This is a genomic window from Ferrovibrio terrae, from assembly GCF_943372915.1.
In the GTDB taxonomy this organism is placed as follows: domain Bacteria; phylum Pseudomonadota; class Alphaproteobacteria; order Ferrovibrionales; family Ferrovibrionaceae; genus Ferrovibrio; species Ferrovibrio terrae_A.
The window spans coordinates 19,091-35,258 of sequence record NZ_CALSAN010000037.1; the positions used below are offsets into that span (position 1 = coordinate 19,091).

Below are 16,168 nucleotides of genomic sequence, written 5' to 3' on the forward strand. Positions count from 1 at the left end.
AAGCAGATGAAATCCGGCGTGCCAGGCACAAAAAAAGGCCGCCGGAGCGACCCGACGGCCTGAAGGTCAAAACCAACAGGGAGGAAACTATGACCGGGACTAAATCGAAATCTGTAATGGGCCCAGTATCACCGGACGCACTTAAGATTTCGTGAAGTGGCCATCCTCCTGTATGGTCGAGGCATGACAAAAATGGCTGTCGTGTCACAAAGCGAGCCGCAGGATGCCGCCGAGGCCCTGGCAGGCCCCGTGCAGGACCGGCTGCTGGATGCGGCCCTGGCCTGCTTCCGGCGGCTGGGCGGCAAGCGCTGCCGCATCGAGGATATCGCCGCCGAGGCCGGGATCGCGCGTACTGCCGTCTACCGGCATTACCAGAACAAGCGCGCCATCGTGGCCGCGCTGGCAACCCGCTGGCTGGCCGAGGACGAAACCCGCCTGGCTGCGATCGCCCGCGACCACGGCCGCAGCCCGGCGGCCCGCCTGCAGGCGTTTCTGCTCATGGATGCTGAAAATACAAGGCGTTACCTTTCCGATCCGTGCCTGGTCGAGGTGCTGGACGAGGTCACCCGCAACCTCGGCTCCCTGCCCCGGCAGCACCGCAGCCATGTCCGCCGCCATCTGGCCGGCCTGCTGGCCGAAGGCAGCGCCGCTGGCGCCTTCCGTGGCGAGCCGGCCGAGAAGCTGGCCCTCGGCATCGACGATCTGATGGCCCGTTTCCATGACCCCCGGCTGGCCGCCGAGCTGGACAAATCCGTCTGGCGGGAGCGGGCCGTTGCCGCCGTCGACATGATCCTGAGAACTGTTCGGGCACGCTGAACGGTTTTGACATATGACAAATTTTGTCATATGTCTGATTTGTGACCCCTGTCCAGAAAATCCTGGTTCGACGCGCCATGGCTGCCCTGCTGGCTGTCTCGGCGCTGCTGGCGCGTCCGGCCCGCCTCCAGGCTGTCAGCGTTGCCTGGTCACGCTGGCTTGCTGCCCGAGCCATTGCCCGCAAGCGCATCGGCCCGACCAACGACCTGCCCGGGCTGGGCCTGGCCTGGCAGCGGAGCTTTCCCAGCCCCAAGCAGGTGCCGATCGAGGGCGTTACGGCCAATACGGTGCTGGCCCGGATCGAGACCCCCTGCCCGCTGCGCGGCACGGGACGCACAGAAGCCTGCTGGCGCATGATGGAATACGACCGCGCCATCGCGCATGCCGCCGGCGGTCAGTTCATCGTGCTGCAGAGCCAGGCCGAACCGGGCGTCACCGTCTGCCGCGTCGCGCTGCGGCGAACGGAGGCATCCATCGACGATCTGGTGCCGGCGCATATCCGCGCCCCAGAAACACCTATTTCTTGAAAAAGCTGTCGGCCGAACCGCGCGCCGCCTGCTTGGCCTTGATGACGCCGCGGATGGTCGCGATCTCGGCTTCGAGCGCGACGATGCGATCCTCGAGATCTTCAATCGACATCGTCTCGAATTTCGGTAGCGCAGGTTTGCGCCGCTCGGCTTCGTCCCAGTCCATCCCGGCCTCCCCGGTTTTGCTGGCCGCCATACTAAACGCGGAATATCCGATAAAGCAAAAGCTGCCGGCTTGCCGTGGACAGCGGGCCCGACTAGATGACTAGCAGTCCTTTCGCGGAGAGCCAACAATGCTGCCCCAGACCATGACGGTGATCGAGATCAGCCAGCCCGGTGGCCCGGAGGTGCTGAAACCCGGCGAACGGCCGATGGTGCAGCCTGCGGCCGGCGAAGTGCTGATCAAGGTGCATGCCGCCGGCGTGAACCGTCCCGATGTTCTGCAGCGCAGCGGCATGTATCCGCCGCCGCCCGGCGCGCCGGATTATCCGGGCCTGGAAGTGGCCGGCGAGATCGTCGCGCTGGGAGACGGCGTGCAGCGCTGGAAAATCGGCGACAAGGTTTGCGCGCTGGTGGCCGGCGGTGGCTATGCCACCTATTGCGTGGCGCCGGGCGAGCAATGCCTGCCGGTGCCGCAGGGACTCGACATGGCAGAAGCTGCAGCGCTGCCGGAAAACTGGTTCACCGTGTGGACCAACATCGCCGATCGCGGCCAGCTGAAGGCCGGTGAAAGCATCCTGATCCATGGCGGCGCATCGGGCATCGGTGTCGCCGCGATCCAGCTGGCCAGGCTGTTGGGCGCCAAGCGCATCTTCGCCACCGCCGGCACGGATGAAAAATGCCGTTTCTGCGAAAGCCTCGGTGCTGAAAAGGCGATCAACTACAAGACCGAGGATTTCGCCACCCGCATCGCTGAACTTACCGACGGCAGGGGCGTGGATGTCATCCTCGACATGGTGGGCGGCAAATACTTCGCCCCCAACATCAAGGCCCTCGCCGAGGAAGGCCGGCTGGTGATCATCGCGGTGCAGGGCGGGCCCAAGGGCGAGGGCGACCTGAGCCTGCTGATGCGCAAGCGGCTGACCGTGACCGGCTCGACGCTGCGGCCCCGCCCCATCGCCTTCAAGGGCGAGATTGCCCGGGCGCTGGAAGCCAGGGTCTGGCCGGCTTTTGCCGATGGCCGGCTCAAGGCCATCATCGACAGCCGCTTTCCGCTGGCCGAGGCTGCCCAGGCCCATGTCCGGATCGACCATGGCGACCATGTCGGCAAAGTTTTGCTAACGATCTGACATAAAAACAATAACTTAGCACCCCCGGGGTGGTTGCACCCCCGGACCATTGCACTATATTGTCGCGCGATTTCGCCCCCGCGGGCGGCCGCTGACCGCGGCCGGCCGCCTGAGAAGGATTTTACCCATGGCATTGCCGTTGATGCCGAAAGCCACCGCTGTGTGGCTGATCGACAATACCAAGCTGACCTTCGACCAGATTGCCCGCTTCTGCGGCCTGCATGTGCTGGAAGTGAAGGGTATCGCCGATGGCGAGGTGGCGGTTGGTATCGTCGGCCTCGATCCGGTCGCCAATGGCCAGCTTGGCCCCGGCGAGATCGAGCGCTGCGAAAAGGATCCAAGCGGCGACCTCAAGCTGCTGGCGCCGACCGTGCCGCTGCAGCGCCAGAAGACCAAGGGTGCAAAATACACCCCGGTGTCAAAGCGCCAGGATCGTCCCGATGCCATCGCCTGGCTGCTGAAGTATCATCCGGAAGTGCAGACCGCACAGATCCAGAAGCTGCTCGGCACCACCAAGGCGACCATCGATCGCGTGAAGAACCACACGCATCCCAATCACGCCAACATCAAGCCGCGCGATCCGGTCTATCTCGGCATCTGCAGCCAGATGGAACTCGACCGCGTGCTGCTGCTGGCCGCCAAGCGCAAGCAGAACAAGGAAAAGCGCGATGCCCGCGAGGCTCGCGCCCAGGTCCGCGACAAGACGGCCGAAGCGCCTGCCGAAGCCGCGGCGACTGAAGCACCGGGCAACAGCGAAAGCTGATACTGCGACGTCTTCATTCGGCCTGAACCGATAGCGCCGCCGGCTGCATGGCCGGCGGCGCTTTTTGATTGCCGCGCCGCCAGGCCTGCGAACCAATCGCAGCACTGGTTCGACCCGTGCCTGCAACCGCGCAACGCCGGCAACACGCGCTGTGACTGCCGAGGGCGCATAAAAACCATGTCGCCGCGTTATCACTTCATTCTGTAAGAAAACCTAGGCACTGCATATGGATTCCGGTATAGGCTGGGTCAGAGAAGCCGGCGGAATGACCATGAATTGGCACCGGCGAAACAGGGTGTCGGGGCGTCTCTAAGTCATGCTCGTTTTTATTATCAGACGCCTGATGCAGGCGGCATTGGTGATGGCAGTTATGTCGGTGCTGGTGTTTGTCGGCATCTACATGATCGGCGATCCGCTGGCGATTCTGGTCAGCCCCGAGGCCACCGAGCTTGATCGCGAGGCCATCGCCAAGGCACTCGGCCTCGACCGGCCGATGTGGGAGCAGTATCTCGCCTTCGTGCTGTCTGCGCTGAAGGGCGAATTCGGCAAATCCTTTGTCTTCGGCCAGCCCGCCATCAACCTGATCCTCGAACGCATGCCGGCGACGCTGGAACTGGCGCTGATCGCCACCTTCCTCTCCGTCGTGATCGGCGTGCCCCTCGGCCTCTATGCCGGCCTGCGCCATGAAACCGTGGCGGCCCGCGCCATCATGGCTGGTTCGGTGCTCGGCTTCTCGCTGCCGAATTTCTGGGTCGGCCTGATGCTGATCATGGTCTTCGCCGTACAGCTCGGCTGGCTGCCCGCCTCGGGCCGCGGCCCGACGATGGAAATCCTCGGCATCCATGTCAGCTTCCTGTCGGCGGCCGGCTGGAAATACCTGGCCCTGCCGGCGCTGACGCTGGGCTTGTCGAAATGCGCCCTGATCGTCCGCCTGGCGCGCGCCACCGCGCGCGAGGTGATGCTGATGGATTACGTGAAATTCGCCCGCGCCAAGGGCCTGAGCGAACGCCGTGTCATCGGCGTGCATATCCTGAAGAACATCATGGTGCCGATCACCACCGTCACCGGTCTGGAACTGGGCAGCCTGATCGCCTTTGCCGTCATCACCGAGACGATCTTCTCCTGGCCCGGCATGGGCAAGCTGCTGATCGACTCCATCGTCCATCTCGATCGCCCTGTGGTGGTTGCCTATCTGATCGTCGTGGTCTTCCTGCTGGTCATCATCAGCCTGATCGTCGACATCCTGTATTCGGTGCTCGATCCGCGCGTGCGGCTGGGAGAGGCGAAATGAGCCAGACCGCCGCCCCCCCTGTCGCCGTCACGACTGGCGCGCCGCTGGCCAAGACCGAAGCGCCCTGGAAACGCATTGTCGCCGAATTCGCCGAAAGCAAGCTGGCCATCCTCGGCCTGGTGCTGCTGGTGCTGATGCTCGGCGCATCCCTGGTGGCGCCCTATATCTCGCCGCAGAATCCCTACGATCTCGCCATCCTCGACATCATGGATGCGCGTCAGCCGCCGGGCGAAATGTCGGGTGAAGGCTTTGTCTTCCTGCTTGGCAGCGACGGCCAGGGCCGCGACATGCTGAGCGCCATGCTCTATGGCCTGCGCATCAGTCTGATGGTCGGTGTCGTTTCCGTGGTGGCGGCGCTGGGCATCGGCGCCGTGGCCGGGCTGCTGGCGGCCTATAGCGGCGGCAAGATCGATGCGCTGATCATGCGCGTTGTCGATATCCAGCTGTCCTTCCCCGCCATCCTGATCGCCCTGATCCTGCTCGCCGTGCTGGGCAACGGCGTCGACAAGGTGATTGTGGCGCTGATCGCCGTGCAATGGGCCTATTTCGCCCGCGCCGCCCATGGCGCCGCACTGGTGGAGCGCAACAAGGAATATATCGAGGCTGCCCGCTGCCTCGGCATCAGCCGCGCGCGCATGCTGCTGAAACACCTGCTGCCCAACTGCATGCCGCCGCTGATCGTGATTGCCACCATCAACATCGCGCGCGCCATCACGCTGGAAGCGACGCTGAGCTTCCTGGGGTTGGGCGTTCCGGTCACCGAGCCGTCGCTGGGCATGCTGATCTCGAACGGTTTCGATTATCTGCTCAGCGGCGTCTACTGGATCTCGCTGTTCCCCGGCCTGATCCTGACCATCGTGATCATCGCCATCAACCTGGTCGGTGACCAGCTGCGCGATGTTCTCAATCCCCGCCTCAAGCGTTAAAGCCAGCAGCCCCATGACCGCAACGCTCCAGGTCGACAATCTCGAGACCCAGTTCCCGACCCGCGACGGCATCGTGCGCGCCGTCGATGGCGTCAGCTTCTCTGTCGAGGCGGGTGAAATCCTCGGTCTGGTCGGCGAGTCCGGCTCGGGCAAGTCGATCACCGGCTTCTCCATCCTCGGCCTGATCGATCCGCCCGGCCGCATTGCCGCCGGCAGCGTCAAGTTCAACGGCGAGGAACTGACCACAGCCAGCCCGGATCGCCTGCGGTCTTTGCGTGGCGCGCGCATCGCGATGATCTTCCAGGATCCGATGATGACGCTGAACCCGGTTCTGCGCGTCGATACCCAGATGATCGAGACCGTGCGGGCCCATGACAAGGTCAGCGAGGCCGCCGCCCGCGCCCGCTGCATCGAGGCGCTGCAATCGGTTGGCATCGCCGCACCCGAAGACCGGCTGAAATCCTATCCGCACCAGTTCTCCGGCGGCATGCGCCAGCGCATCGCCATCGCCACGGCACTGCTGCACAAGCCCGACCTGATCATCGCCGATGAACCGACCACGGCGCTGGACGTCACCATCCAGGGCCAGATCCTCTATGAAATGCGCAAACTCTGCCGCGATACCGGCACGGCGCTGATCTGGATCACCCATGATCTCTCCGTGGTCGCCGGCCTGGCCGACCGCATCATGGTGATGTATGCCGGCAAGATCGTCGAAACCGGCGCCATCGCCACGGTGATCGAACGGCCGCAGCATCCCTATACCCGCGGCCTGATCGGCTCGGTGCCCGGCGCGATGCCGCGCGGCAAGCGCCTGTTCCAGATTCCCGGCATGGCACCGGCACCACTGAACCTGCCGCCGGGCTGCCGCTTCAAGGCGCGTTGCGGTCGCGCCGATGCCGTCTGCGACACCATGCCCGAACTGGCCGAGCTTGATCCGGGTCACAGCGCCCGCTGCCACCATCCCTTCGATGCCAAGCCGCTGAGCCCGGCGGAGGTTGTCGCGTGACCGTCCCCATTCTCGAACTCAAGGGCATTTCCAAGCGCTTCGTCTGGCGCCTGGATATCGCCGCCAAGATCGCCAACCTATTCGGTGCCGGCCTGAAGGAACGCGCCGTCCATGCGGTCAACCATGTCGACCTGACGATCCAGGAAGGCGAGGTGGTCGGTCTGGTCGGCGAAAGCGGCTGCGGCAAGTCCACGCTGGGCCGCATCGTTGCCGGCATCATGGACGCCAGTGATGGCACCATTCAGTATCACGGCAAAACCGTCGCCGATCGCAGCAGCGCGGAGCAGCGCGCCTATCAGCTGGGCGTGCAGATGATCTTCCAGGACCCCTATGCCTCGCTCAATCCGCGCATGCGGGTGGAAGAGATCATCGGCGAGGCACCGGTGGCGCATGGCCTGATCAAGCGCAGCGAGATGGGCGCCTATGTCGAGAAGATCATGCTGCAGGTCGGCCTCGATCCGCGCTATCGCAAACGCTATCCGCACCAGTTCTCCGGCGGCCAGCGCCAGCGCATCGGCATCGCCCGCGCCCTGGCCGTGCAGCCGAAATTCATCGTCTGCGACGAGGCCGTGGCGGCGCTGGATGTCTCGATCCAGGCCCAGGTGCTGAACCTGTTCATGGACCTGCGTGAGCAGCTCGGCCTGACCTACCTGTTCATCAGCCACAACCTTTCGGTGGTGGAGCACATTTCCGACCGGGTGGTGATCATGTATCTCGGTCGCGTGGTGGAAAGCGCGCCGACCGAGCAGCTGTTTGCCGGCCCGAACCATCCCTATACCCAGGCCCTGCTGGCCGAGGCCCCGAAACTGGTGGCCGAACGACGCGACTACCTGCCGATCAAGGGCGAAATTCCCTCGCCGCTGAACCCGCCGCCGGGCTGCCATTTCCATCCGCGCTGCCCGCAGGCCTTTGCCCGCTGCAAGGCGGAAGTGCCTGTCCTGAAAGAGATTGCGCCCGGCCGCCTGTCGGCCTGCCATCTCAACGACGCCGCCTGATCACGGCGTTGTAACGGCTGTACGGGGCTTGAAAACGGAACTTTAAGCATCAGCTGGTAGTTTGAGAGTGTGAAAGAAGCGTCTGCAGGACGCGGACGCGCACACCGAAGGAGGCCAGCCATGTGCAAGGCCATCTCATCCCGTGCGTTGCTTTCCACCACCCTGATCATCGCCGCCCTCTCGCTCGGCATTGCCGCCTTTATCTCACCCGCGCATGCGCAGCAGGCCATGGTCTGCGGCCTGCGCGACGATATGGGCAAGATGCTGGACCAGCGGTTCGGCGAGCAGCCGCAGGCTGCCGGCGTTGTCGGCGACCGCATCGTCGAGCTGCTGGTCTCGCAGACCGGTTCCTGGACCATCCTCATCACCAGCACCGACGGGCGCGCCTGCGTGGTCACCGGCGGCGAGGACTGGACCGATCAGCCGGTCACCATGCCCAGCAAGGTCAAGGCCGACAAAGTGAAGGTCGAGTCGACGCTGTAAGCAAGTCCGGCTGCCTTACGCGGCAGCCGGCGTGCCGGACGGACGTTTCACCCTGAACCAGGCGGCATAGAGTGCCGGCAGGAACAGCACGGTCAGCAGCGTGGCGACCAGCAGGCCGCCGATGATGGTGTAGGCCATCGGCCCCCAGAAGTTGCTGGTGGACAGCGGGATCATGCCGAGGATCGCCGCCAGCGCGGTGAGGATGATCGGCCGGAACCGCCGCAGCGTGGCGTTGATGATGGCGTCCCAGGCCGCCTCGCCGCCGGCGATATCCTGTTCGATCTGGTCGACCAGGATCACCGAGTTGCGCATGATCATGCCTGCCAGCGCGATGGCGCCCAGCATGGCGACAAAGCCGAAGGGTACATTGAAGGTCAGCAGCCCCAGCGTGACGCCGATCAGGCCCAACGGCGCGGTTAGCAGCACCAGCAGCATGCGCGACACCGATTGCAGCTGGATCATCAGCAGCGTGATCATGATGCCGATCATCACCGGCACCACCGCGCCGATCGAGGCATTGGCCTTGCCGCTTTCCTCGATGGCGCCACCCATCACGATGCGGTAATTCGGCGGCAGATTCTTGCGCAACGCGTTCAGCTGCGGCTCGATCTGCATCGACACCACCGGCGCCTGGATGCCATCGACGATATCGGCGCGCACGGTGATCACCGGCTGGCGGTCCCGCCGCCAGATGATGCCTTCCTCCAGCTCGTAGCGGATTTCCGCCACTTGGCTGAGCGGCACCGGGCGCGTGCTTTCCGCGCCGGCCACGTTCAGATCCTTGATGCCGGTCAGGCTCAGGCGCTCGCTGGCTTCGGCGCGGGCCACCACATCGATCAGCTCGCGATCCTCACGATACTGCGTCACGGTCAGGCCGGACACGATGGAGTTAAGAGTCGTGGCGAGATCCTGCGAGGAAATACCAAGCAGACGCGCCTTGGCCTGGTCGACATCCAGCTTGACCACCTTGCTCAACTCGTTCCAGTCGAGGTTGACATCGCGGGCATTGGGATTGGCGCGCATCACATCGGCGACCTGGAAGGCGATGCGTCGCACTTCCATCGGATTGGGGCCGCTGACGCGGAACTGCACGGGGAAGCCGACCGGCGGTCCGTTTTCCAGCCGGTTGACGCGACCACGCAGCAGGACGAAATCCTCCTGGAAGGCGGCGATCAGCCTGTCGCGTACCCGCTCGCGCTCGGCATCGCCCTTGGTCAGCACCACGACCTGGGCGAAATTGTCGTTCGGCAGCTGGATATCCAGCGGCAGGTAGAAACGCGGCGCGCCCGCGCCGACATAGGTGGTGTAGCTGACGATATCGGTATCGTTCTTCAGCAATGCCTCCAGCTTCAGCGCCTCTTCCTCGGTGGCGGCAATCGATGCGCCCTGCGGCAGGCGCAGATCAACCATCAATTCGGGGCGGTTCGAGGAGGGGAAGAATTGCTGCTGTACCAGGCCAAAGCCTGCCACGCTGAGCACGAAAATACCGAAGGTACCGGCGATCACGATCCAGCGCCGCCGCACGCACCACTCCACCACCGGTCGGACAAAGCGATAGATGCCGCGGTGATAAACGTCCTCACTGTGGCCATGGCCGGCTTTCGGCGTCGGCAGCAGGGTATAGCCGATATAGGGCGTGAAGATCACCGCCACGACCCAGGAGACCAGCAGTGAAATGGTGACCACGGCGAAGATCGAGAAGGTGTATTCGCCGGCCGAGGATTTGGCAAAGCCGACCGGTACGAAGCCGGCGGCGGTGATCAGCGTGCCGGTGAGCATCGGGAAGGCTGTCGAGGTATAGGCAAAGCTGGCGGCGCGGAAGCGGTCGAATCCCTGTTCCATCTTCACCTGCATCATCTCGACCGCGATGATCGCATCATCCACCAGCAGGCCGAGCGAGATGATCAGGGCCCCCAGTGAAATGCGGTGGAAATCGATGCCGAAGATCTGCATGCATACGAAGGTGATCGCCAGCACCAGCGGGATGCACAGCATCACCACCATGCCGCTGCGCAGGCCGAGGCTGAGGAAACTGACGCCGAGCACGATGACCACGGCTTCCAGCAGCACTTGCATGAATTCCGAGATCGAGCGCTGCACCACGGTGGGCTGGTCCGCCACCTGCAGCACCTCGATGCCGATCGGCATATCGGCCTTCAGCCGCTTCATGGTGGCATCGAGCTGCTTGCCCAGCTCGATCATGTTGCCGCCCTTGGCCATCGAGATGGCGAGACCGATCGATTCCTGGCCGTTATAGCGCAGGCGCGGGCTGGGCGGATCGGCATAATCGCGCTTGATATCGGCGATATCGCCGAGCCGGATAAGCCGGCCATTGGCCTGGATCGAGAGTTCGGACAACGCCCGGCCGCTTTCGATATCGCCACTGACACGCGTGGCGATACGGTCAGACGAGGTCTGCACCACGCCGGATGCGGTCTGCGCATTCTGCGCCTGGATCACATCGATGACCTGCTGCGGGCTGACGCCCAGATTGGCCAGCTTCTTGTTGGAAAACTCGATGAAGATGCGTTCGGGCTGCACGCCGAGCAGATCGGCCTTGCCTACATCGCGGATGCGCAGCAGCTCCTCGCGCACATCCTCGACATAATCCTTCAGTTCGCGATGGGTGAAGCCGTCGGCGGTGAAGGCATAGATGGTACCGAAGGTGTCGCCGAATTCATCGTTGAAGAACGGCCCCTGCACGCCGGCCGGCAGGGTCTGGCGGATATCGCCCACCTTCTTGCGCACCTCGTACCACACGCCGGATACCGCCTTCGGCGGCGTGCTGTCGCGCAGGGTAACGAAGATGGTGGATTCCGCCGCCTTGGAATAGCTGCGCACGTTGTCGAGATACGGTGTCTCCTGCAGCTTCTTCTCGATCTTGTCGGTGACCTGCTGCTCGACCTCGCGCGCCGTGGCGCCGGGCCAGTTGGTGCGCACGATCATCACCTTGAAGGTGAAATCGGGATCTTCGGCGCGGCCGAGCTGGGTGTAGGACAGCGCGCCTGCCGCCAGCAGCAGCACCATCAGGAAACCGATCAGCGAGCGGTGGCGCAGCGCCCAGGCAGACAGGTTGAAGCGGCCGACGCCATCATCGTCGGCAGGCGCAGGCTGATGCTGGCTCACGACTTCTTCCCCGCACTGGCAGACTGCACTTCAGGCAGCAGGCGCACGGTCTGGCCGGGGATTAGCTTGTGTACGCCGGCAGTCACCACCTTTTCGCCGTCTTTCAGGCCATCCGCAATCAGCACGGCCCGTTCGATATAGGCTGCAACCTTCACGGTGCGCAGTTCGACCTTGCCCTCGCCCTCGGCCGGGCCGCTATACACCCACACGGCCGGTTCCCCGCCCTGCTGGTACAGCGCCGCCAGCGGCAGTGCCACCACAGACGCATCCGAGCGCCGCACGATCGACACCGTCGATGTCATGCCGAGCCGGATACCGGCCGGCGGCGCCTGCACGCTCACCTTCACCGCATAGGTGCGGGTGGCCGGATCGGCGCCCGGCGCGATCTCGCGCACCACGCCGGCATATTCCTTGTCGGGCTGCGCCCACAGGCTGATGACAATCGCCGTGGCACTGCGCAACTCGTCGAGGCGGTTCTCGGCGACGTTGAACACCACTTCCTTCTCTTCCGGCCGCGCCAGCTTCAGCACGGTCTGGCCGGCAGACACCACCTGGCCGGTTTCGATGCTGATCGACGTGACCACGCCATCGGCATCGGCATGCAGCTCGGTGTAATCCATCTGGTTCTGCTGGACCCGCATCTGCGAGCGGGCGCTGTCGAGCTGGGCCTCGGCCGTGTTGTATGTGTTCTGCCGGCGATCGAGTTCGGCCTGGCTGATCACCTTGCTCTCGAACAGCTTCTTGTAGCGGTTCAGCTCGGTCTGGGCCTGATTGAAGTTGGCCTGTGCCGCGCTCAGCTGGGCGCGCGCATTCTGGCTGGCGAGCCGGATATCCTCGGGGTCGAGACGGGCGAGCAGCGTGCCCTTCTTCACCTCTGAGCCGATCTCGACATAGCGGGCGACGATCTTGCCGCCGACGCGGAAGGCGAGGTTGGTCTCGTAGCGGGCGCGCACTTCGCCGGTATAGCTGGAGCGGCTCTCGTAAACCTGCGGCGACACGGTGGTGACGCGCACCGGCCGGATCGGCTCCGGCGGTGCAGCGGGCTTTTCACACGCTGCCAAAAACAGCGTCGATGCCAGAACCGCGATGGTTGTGACAGAGAGGGAGGATCGGGTCATACGCATAGCCGCCTGTTCTGCGAACGGCCGCGCGGGAGCACTCACGCCACTGAACTGTAAGACTTCCCCCGAACGCCGTAGGCTACTGTTCTTGCTTCCCTGCCGCAGGCACCGCTCTGACGGCGGTTCCCTCCGGCTGCAACAGCCCCTCTCTCGCCCGATCCAGGATCCAGACCCGGATTGCGCTCGACAGGTTGCCCGAACGTGCAGCGTCGATATCGCTGACCATCTGGTTGATGGTCTTAGCCTGTTGGGCAGCCAGCACCTGCAGGGCTTCCCAGAACGCCTGTTCCAGGGAGATGCTGGTACGATGGCCGCCAACCACGACGGAGCGTTTTTTTACCGTCGTTGGCATGCGTGACCTGTCTGGCCGGGCGGCCGCGACAAATGCTGCTTAGCATCGGCGGATTTCCGCGCCAAGCTGGCCTCTTGTCGCTGCGTGATGGCCGTCACCAGTTACCTGCCAGAAATCAGGACAGCTGCGCGCAGAATTCCTGAATCCGCCCGCAGGCGTCCTTCAGGGCTTCGGTTGACGTAGCGTAAGAAATGCGGAAATGCGGCGCCAGGCCAAAGGCTTCGCCGAACACCACCGCCACGCCCTTTTCCTCCAGCAGCGCGTTGCAGAAGTCGAGGTCGGTATTGATTTTCACGCCACCCTTCGAGGTCTTGCCAATGGTGCCGGCACAGCTCGGATAGACATAGAAGGCGCCTTCCGGCTTCGGGCACTGGATGCCCTTGGCCTGGTTCAGCATCGACACGACCAGGTCGCGGCGCTGCTTGAACACGGCATTGTTCTTCGGGATGAAATCCTGGGGGCCGTTCAGCGCCTCGACGGCGGCGGCCTGGCTGATCGAGGACGGGTTCGAGGTCGACTGCGACTGCAGGCTGCCCATCGCCTTGATCAGCTGCACCGGACCACCGGCATAGCCGATGCGCCAGCCGGTCATGCAATAGGCCTTCGACACACCATTCATGGTCAGCGTGCGCTCATACAGCGCCGGCTCGATCTGCGCCGGCGTGGTGAACACGAAGTTGTCGTAGACCAGGTGCTCGTACATGTCGTCGGTCAGGATCCAGACATGCGGATGGCGCACCAGCACGTCGGTCAGCGCCTTCAGCTCGTCGCGCGTATAAGCGGCGCCCGAGGGATTGGACGGCGAATTCAGGATCACCCACTTGGTCTTCGGCGTGATGGCCTTTTCCAGCGCCTCGGCACGCAGCTTGAAGCCGTCTTCGGCGCTGCCGGTCACAAACACCGGGGTGCCGCCGGCGAAATTGACGATATCGGGATAGCTGACCCAGTAGGGTGCCGGAATGATCACTTCATCGCCCGGGTTGACCGTGGCGAGCAGCGCGTTGAACAGCACCTGCTTGCCGCCGGTGCCGACGGAAATCTGCTCGGGCTTGTAGTCCAGGCCGTTCTCGCGCTTGAACTTGGCGATGATCGCCTGCTTCAGCGCCGCAGTGCCGTCCACATCGGTGTAGCGGGTGTCGCCACGGTCGATCGCCGCCTTGGCCGCTTCGCGGATATTGGCCGGGGTCTCAAAATCGGGCTCACCGGCGCCAAGGCCGATCACGTCGCGGCCGGCGGCCTTGAGCGCGCGGGCCTTCTGGGTGGCAGCGATGGTGGCCGAGGGCTTGATGCGACCGAGAGCATCGGACAGGAACGGCATTGTTTTGCGACTCCTAGGCGCGAACGGGAGAATTTAGGCGGGCGAACCATACGTCCGGCCTGTGGGCGGTGCAACATATCAACTTGTCGCCGTGACAATGTTTTGCCGCAAAAGCAGGCAGCCGGGTGGCCGGTTGGGCAAACCTGCCGCCGGGCCATCAGAACCGGCGGTTTTCCAACCCCGATATCCATACCGGAAGTGGACTCAGAATTGCATACGACCTGCTCCGGACCTGTGTTCGATTCGCTCTTGGCGGGTGCTTTCGGGCCAGCATAGACTGCCGGGCCTACGCCGAGCCCGACTCGCAGATAATCGGCCAGGATTGACGTTTACCGGGGAGACCTAAGACCATGACCTTCACTCGCACCTTCACCTTTGCCGCGGCTGGCGTCACGCTGGCGCTCGGCCTGGGCGCCGCCGGCGCTGCCGATGCGCAGACCAAGATGAAATTCACGCTGGATTGGGCCTTCCAGGGCCCGACCTCGGCTTTCCTGCTCGCCGAGCAGAAGGGCTATTACAAGGCCGAAGGCATCGACATCACCATCGATGCCGGCCAGGGTTCGGCCGGCGCGCTGCAGCGTGTCGCCACCGGCGCCTACGAGATGGGCTTTGCCGACGTCAACGCGCTGATCGAATACAACGCCAAGAACCCCGATGGTCAGGTCAAGGCCGTGATGATGGCCTATGACGCCGCCCCGATGGGCCTCTATGCGCTGAAGTCTTCGGGCATCAAGTCGCCCAAAGACATGGAAGGCAAGAAGCTGGGCGCGCCGGTCTTCGATGCCTCGTTCAAGCTGTTCCCCGCCTATGCCGCCAAGGTCGGCATCGACAAGAGCAAGGTCACCTTCATCAACCTGCAGCCGCCGCTGCGCGAGCCCAGCCTGAAGAACGGCAGCGTCGACTTCATCAGCGGCCATTACTTCTCCTCGATGCTCGATCTCGAGAAAATCGGCGTCGCGATGTCTGACGTCCAGGTGTTCTCCTATGCCGAAGCCGGCATGGACTTCTACGGCAACGCCATCGTCGCTTCGCCGAAGTTCATGAAGGAAAATCCGGCGGCCGTGAAGGGCGTGGTCAAGGCCACCATCAAGGCCTGGAAGGAAATCGTCGCCAATCCGGAACTCGGCGTGAAAGCGGCCAAGACCCGCGACGGTCTGGTGGACGAAGCCCTGGAAATGAAGCGCCTGAAGATGTCGCTCGAGCGCAACATCCTGACCAAGTATGTCAAGGACAATGGCTTCGGCGGTGTCGATATGGCCCGCCTGCAGCGCTCCTCCGATGCCGTGGCCTCGGCCATCGGCCTGGAAAAGGCACCGAAGGCCGCCGACCTGTTCGAGGAAGGCTACCTGCCGGCGAAGGCCGAGCGCATGTTGCCGTGATCGGCGCTTAAAAAGCTGCTACAAGACAGCGGCGGGGGCGACCCCGCCGCTTTTCTTTTGCCGACCCGTTTCCGGTTTCGAGTGTGTCCGCTTTACCCCAGCCGTCCGCCGCAACGTCCAGTCCAACAATGAACACATCCCGCCATCACACCGACTGGCAGGCGGTCTTCGCTGTAATCGCCGCCGGCGTGATCGTCTCCATGCAGGTGGGCAAGCTGCCGCCCCTGCTCGGCCAGCTGCGTGCCGAATTCGGCCTCGACCTCGTACTGGGCGGCCTGGTGGCATCGTCGGTCAGCCTGGTCGGCGGTGCATGCGGCATCATGGCCGGCTTTGCCGGCGATCGCATCGGGGCGCGCCGAGCCCTGATGCTGGGCCTCCTGATCAGCGCACTGGGCTCGTTTGCTGGCGCCTTCAGCCTCAGCACCATTCCGCTTCTCGCCGCGCGGCTGGTGGAGGGGCTTGGCTTTGTCATCACCGTGGTCTGTGGCCCCAGCCTGGTCACGGCTGCCAGCCTGCCGGCCCAGCGCAGCCTCGCCCTGGGCCTGTGGAGCAGCTACATGCCGCTCGGCGTTACCCTGGGCATGCTGGGCGCATTGGCGGTCAGCCACGAGCTGCTCGACTGGCGCGGCCTGTGGCTGGCAATGGGCGTGCTGCCGCTGGCCGCCGCGCTGCTGCTGCCGCCCCTGACGGCCGGTGTGGCGCAATCGCCGCCGCGCCGCTTCAACGCCGCGGTGCTGCGGCGGCCCGGGCCATGGCTGCTGGCCGGCTGCTTC

General features: G+C 64.2%; 16 protein-coding genes. 11 read left to right on the plus strand and 5 right to left on the minus strand.

Features of this window, described 5'->3' with window-relative positions; genetic code table 11:
* Positions 1-192 precede the first annotated feature (192 nt).
* On the plus strand, positions 193-816 hold the full coding sequence (locus AAG821_RS19205; RefSeq protein ID WP_341914828.1) for a TetR/AcrR family transcriptional regulator: 624 nt from the start codon (positions 193-195) through the stop codon (positions 814-816).
* A 77-nt stretch (positions 817-893) separates the two neighbouring features.
* Entirely contained in the window at positions 894-1,343 is a 450-nt protein-coding gene (locus tag AAG821_RS19210; protein ID WP_341914826.1) for a hypothetical protein, read from the plus strand.
* Here the strand turns inward: AAG821_RS19210 and AAG821_RS19215 are convergent.
* Positions 1,333-1,509: a DUF1192 domain-containing protein gene (locus AAG821_RS19215; RefSeq protein WP_341914824.1), complete on the minus strand. Its 177-nt coding sequence runs from the start codon at positions 1,507-1,509 to the stop codon at positions 1,333-1,335. The two genes, AAG821_RS19210 and AAG821_RS19215, sit on opposite strands and share 11 nt — an antisense overlap.
* 127 nt (positions 1,510-1,636) lie before the next feature.
* On the opposite strand from AAG821_RS19215, the gene AAG821_RS19220 reads away from it, so the two are divergent.
* The 7 genes from AAG821_RS19220 (at position 1,637) to AAG821_RS19250 (ending at position 8,099) form a co-directional block, all read left to right on the plus strand.
* Positions 1,637-2,632: an NAD(P)H-quinone oxidoreductase gene (locus tag AAG821_RS19220; protein ID WP_341914822.1), complete on the plus strand. Its 996-nt coding sequence runs from the start codon at positions 1,637-1,639 to the stop codon at positions 2,630-2,632.
* 127 nt (positions 2,633-2,759) lie between these two features.
* Complete coding sequence (locus AAG821_RS19225) at positions 2,760-3,395, plus strand: cell cycle transcriptional regulator TrcR (RefSeq protein ID WP_341914819.1); 636 nt, start codon at positions 2,760-2,762, stop codon at positions 3,393-3,395.
* A 316-nt stretch (positions 3,396-3,711) separates the two neighbouring features.
* Positions 3,712-4,686, plus strand: coding sequence for an ABC transporter permease (locus AAG821_RS19230; RefSeq protein WP_341914817.1), 975 nt, complete (start codon positions 3,712-3,714; stop codon positions 4,684-4,686).
* Positions 4,683-5,612, plus strand: coding sequence for an ABC transporter permease (locus AAG821_RS19235; protein ID WP_341914816.1), 930 nt, complete (start codon positions 4,683-4,685; stop codon positions 5,610-5,612). The genes AAG821_RS19230 and AAG821_RS19235 overlap by 4 nt, the downstream gene beginning before the upstream one ends.
* Before the next feature lie 13 nt (positions 5,613-5,625).
* Positions 5,626-6,621, plus strand: coding sequence for an ABC transporter ATP-binding protein (locus tag AAG821_RS19240; protein WP_341914814.1), 996 nt, complete (start codon positions 5,626-5,628; stop codon positions 6,619-6,621).
* Positions 6,618-7,616 (plus strand): oligopeptide/dipeptide ABC transporter ATP-binding protein, encoded by a 999-nt coding sequence (locus AAG821_RS19245; RefSeq protein ID WP_341914813.1) that lies wholly within the window; start codon positions 6,618-6,620, stop codon positions 7,614-7,616. Before AAG821_RS19240 ends, AAG821_RS19245 begins: the two co-directional genes overlap by 4 nt.
* Before the next feature lie 120 nt (positions 7,617-7,736).
* A complete protein-coding gene (locus AAG821_RS19250) occupies positions 7,737-8,099 on the plus strand; it encodes a hypothetical protein (protein WP_341914811.1) in 363 nt (120 codons plus the stop codon).
* 15 nt (positions 8,100-8,114) lie between these two features.
* On the opposite strand, the gene AAG821_RS19255 is transcribed toward AAG821_RS19250, so the two are convergent.
* The 4 genes from AAG821_RS19255 to AAG821_RS19270 all read right to left on the minus strand — a co-directional run bounded on the left by AAG821_RS19255 (position 8,115) and on the right by AAG821_RS19270 (position 14,016).
* Entirely contained in the window at positions 8,115-11,225 is a 3,111-nt protein-coding gene (locus AAG821_RS19255) for an efflux RND transporter permease subunit (RefSeq protein ID WP_341914809.1), read from the minus strand.
* Positions 11,222-12,343 (minus strand): efflux RND transporter periplasmic adaptor subunit, encoded by a 1,122-nt coding sequence (locus AAG821_RS19260; RefSeq protein ID WP_341914807.1) that lies wholly within the window; start codon positions 12,341-12,343, stop codon positions 11,222-11,224. Before AAG821_RS19260 ends, AAG821_RS19255 begins: the two co-directional genes overlap by 4 nt.
* A gap of 82 nt (positions 12,344-12,425) precedes the next feature.
* Entirely contained in the window at positions 12,426-12,698 is a 273-nt protein-coding gene (locus tag AAG821_RS19265) for a ribbon-helix-helix domain-containing protein (protein WP_341897101.1), read from the minus strand.
* 115 nt (positions 12,699-12,813) lie between these two features.
* Complete coding sequence (locus AAG821_RS19270; RefSeq protein WP_341914805.1) at positions 12,814-14,016, minus strand: pyridoxal phosphate-dependent aminotransferase; 1,203 nt, start codon at positions 14,014-14,016, stop codon at positions 12,814-12,816.
* A 350-nt stretch (positions 14,017-14,366) separates the two neighbouring features.
* Here AAG821_RS19270 and AAG821_RS19275 point away from each other — a divergent pair, with 350 nt between their 5' ends.
* Together AAG821_RS19275 and AAG821_RS19280 are read left to right on the plus strand one after the other, a co-directional pair.
* Positions 14,367-15,395, plus strand: a complete 1,029-nt coding sequence (locus AAG821_RS19275; RefSeq protein ID WP_341897106.1) for an ABC transporter substrate-binding protein — start codon at positions 14,367-14,369, stop codon at positions 15,393-15,395.
* Between the two features lie 128 nt (positions 15,396-15,523).
* On the plus strand, positions 15,524-16,168 hold a 645-nt coding region (locus AAG821_RS19280), incomplete at its 3' end, for an MFS transporter (protein ID WP_341916392.1).

What these genes read in the sequence shown, in the direction of transcription:
- AAG821_RS19235 (WP_341914816.1), top strand. Translation starts at nt 4,683, where the DNA reads ATGAGCCAGACCGCCGCCCCCCCTGTCGCCGTCACGACTGGCGCGCCG.
- AAG821_RS19260 (WP_341914807.1), bottom strand. Translation starts at nt 12,343, where the DNA reads ATGACCCGATCCTCCCTCTCTGTCACAACCATCGCGGTTCTGGCATCG.
- AAG821_RS19230 (WP_341914817.1), top strand. Translation starts at nt 3,712, where the DNA reads ATGCTCGTTTTTATTATCAGACGCCTGATGCAGGCGGCATTGGTGATG.
- AAG821_RS19210 (WP_341914826.1), top strand. Translation starts at nt 894, where the DNA reads ATGGCTGCCCTGCTGGCTGTCTCGGCGCTGCTGGCGCGTCCGGCCCGC.
- AAG821_RS19250 (WP_341914811.1), top strand. Translation starts at nt 7,737, where the DNA reads ATGTGCAAGGCCATCTCATCCCGTGCGTTGCTTTCCACCACCCTGATC.
- AAG821_RS19275 (WP_341897106.1), top strand. Translation starts at nt 14,367, where the DNA reads ATGACCTTCACTCGCACCTTCACCTTTGCCGCGGCTGGCGTCACGCTG.
- AAG821_RS19225 (WP_341914819.1), top strand. Translation starts at nt 2,760, where the DNA reads ATGGCATTGCCGTTGATGCCGAAAGCCACCGCTGTGTGGCTGATCGAC.
- AAG821_RS19270 (WP_341914805.1), bottom strand. Translation starts at nt 14,016, where the DNA reads ATGCCGTTCCTGTCCGATGCTCTCGGTCGCATCAAGCCCTCGGCCACC.
- AAG821_RS19215 (WP_341914824.1), bottom strand. Translation starts at nt 1,509, where the DNA reads ATGGACTGGGACGAAGCCGAGCGGCGCAAACCTGCGCTACCGAAATTC.
- AAG821_RS19265 (WP_341897101.1), bottom strand. Translation starts at nt 12,698, where the DNA reads ATGCCAACGACGGTAAAAAAACGCTCCGTCGTGGTTGGCGGCCATCGT.
- AAG821_RS19205 (WP_341914828.1), top strand. Translation starts at nt 193, where the DNA reads ATGGCTGTCGTGTCACAAAGCGAGCCGCAGGATGCCGCCGAGGCCCTG.
- AAG821_RS19220 (WP_341914822.1), top strand. Translation starts at nt 1,637, where the DNA reads ATGCTGCCCCAGACCATGACGGTGATCGAGATCAGCCAGCCCGGTGGC.
- AAG821_RS19240 (WP_341914814.1), top strand. Translation starts at nt 5,626, where the DNA reads ATGACCGCAACGCTCCAGGTCGACAATCTCGAGACCCAGTTCCCGACC.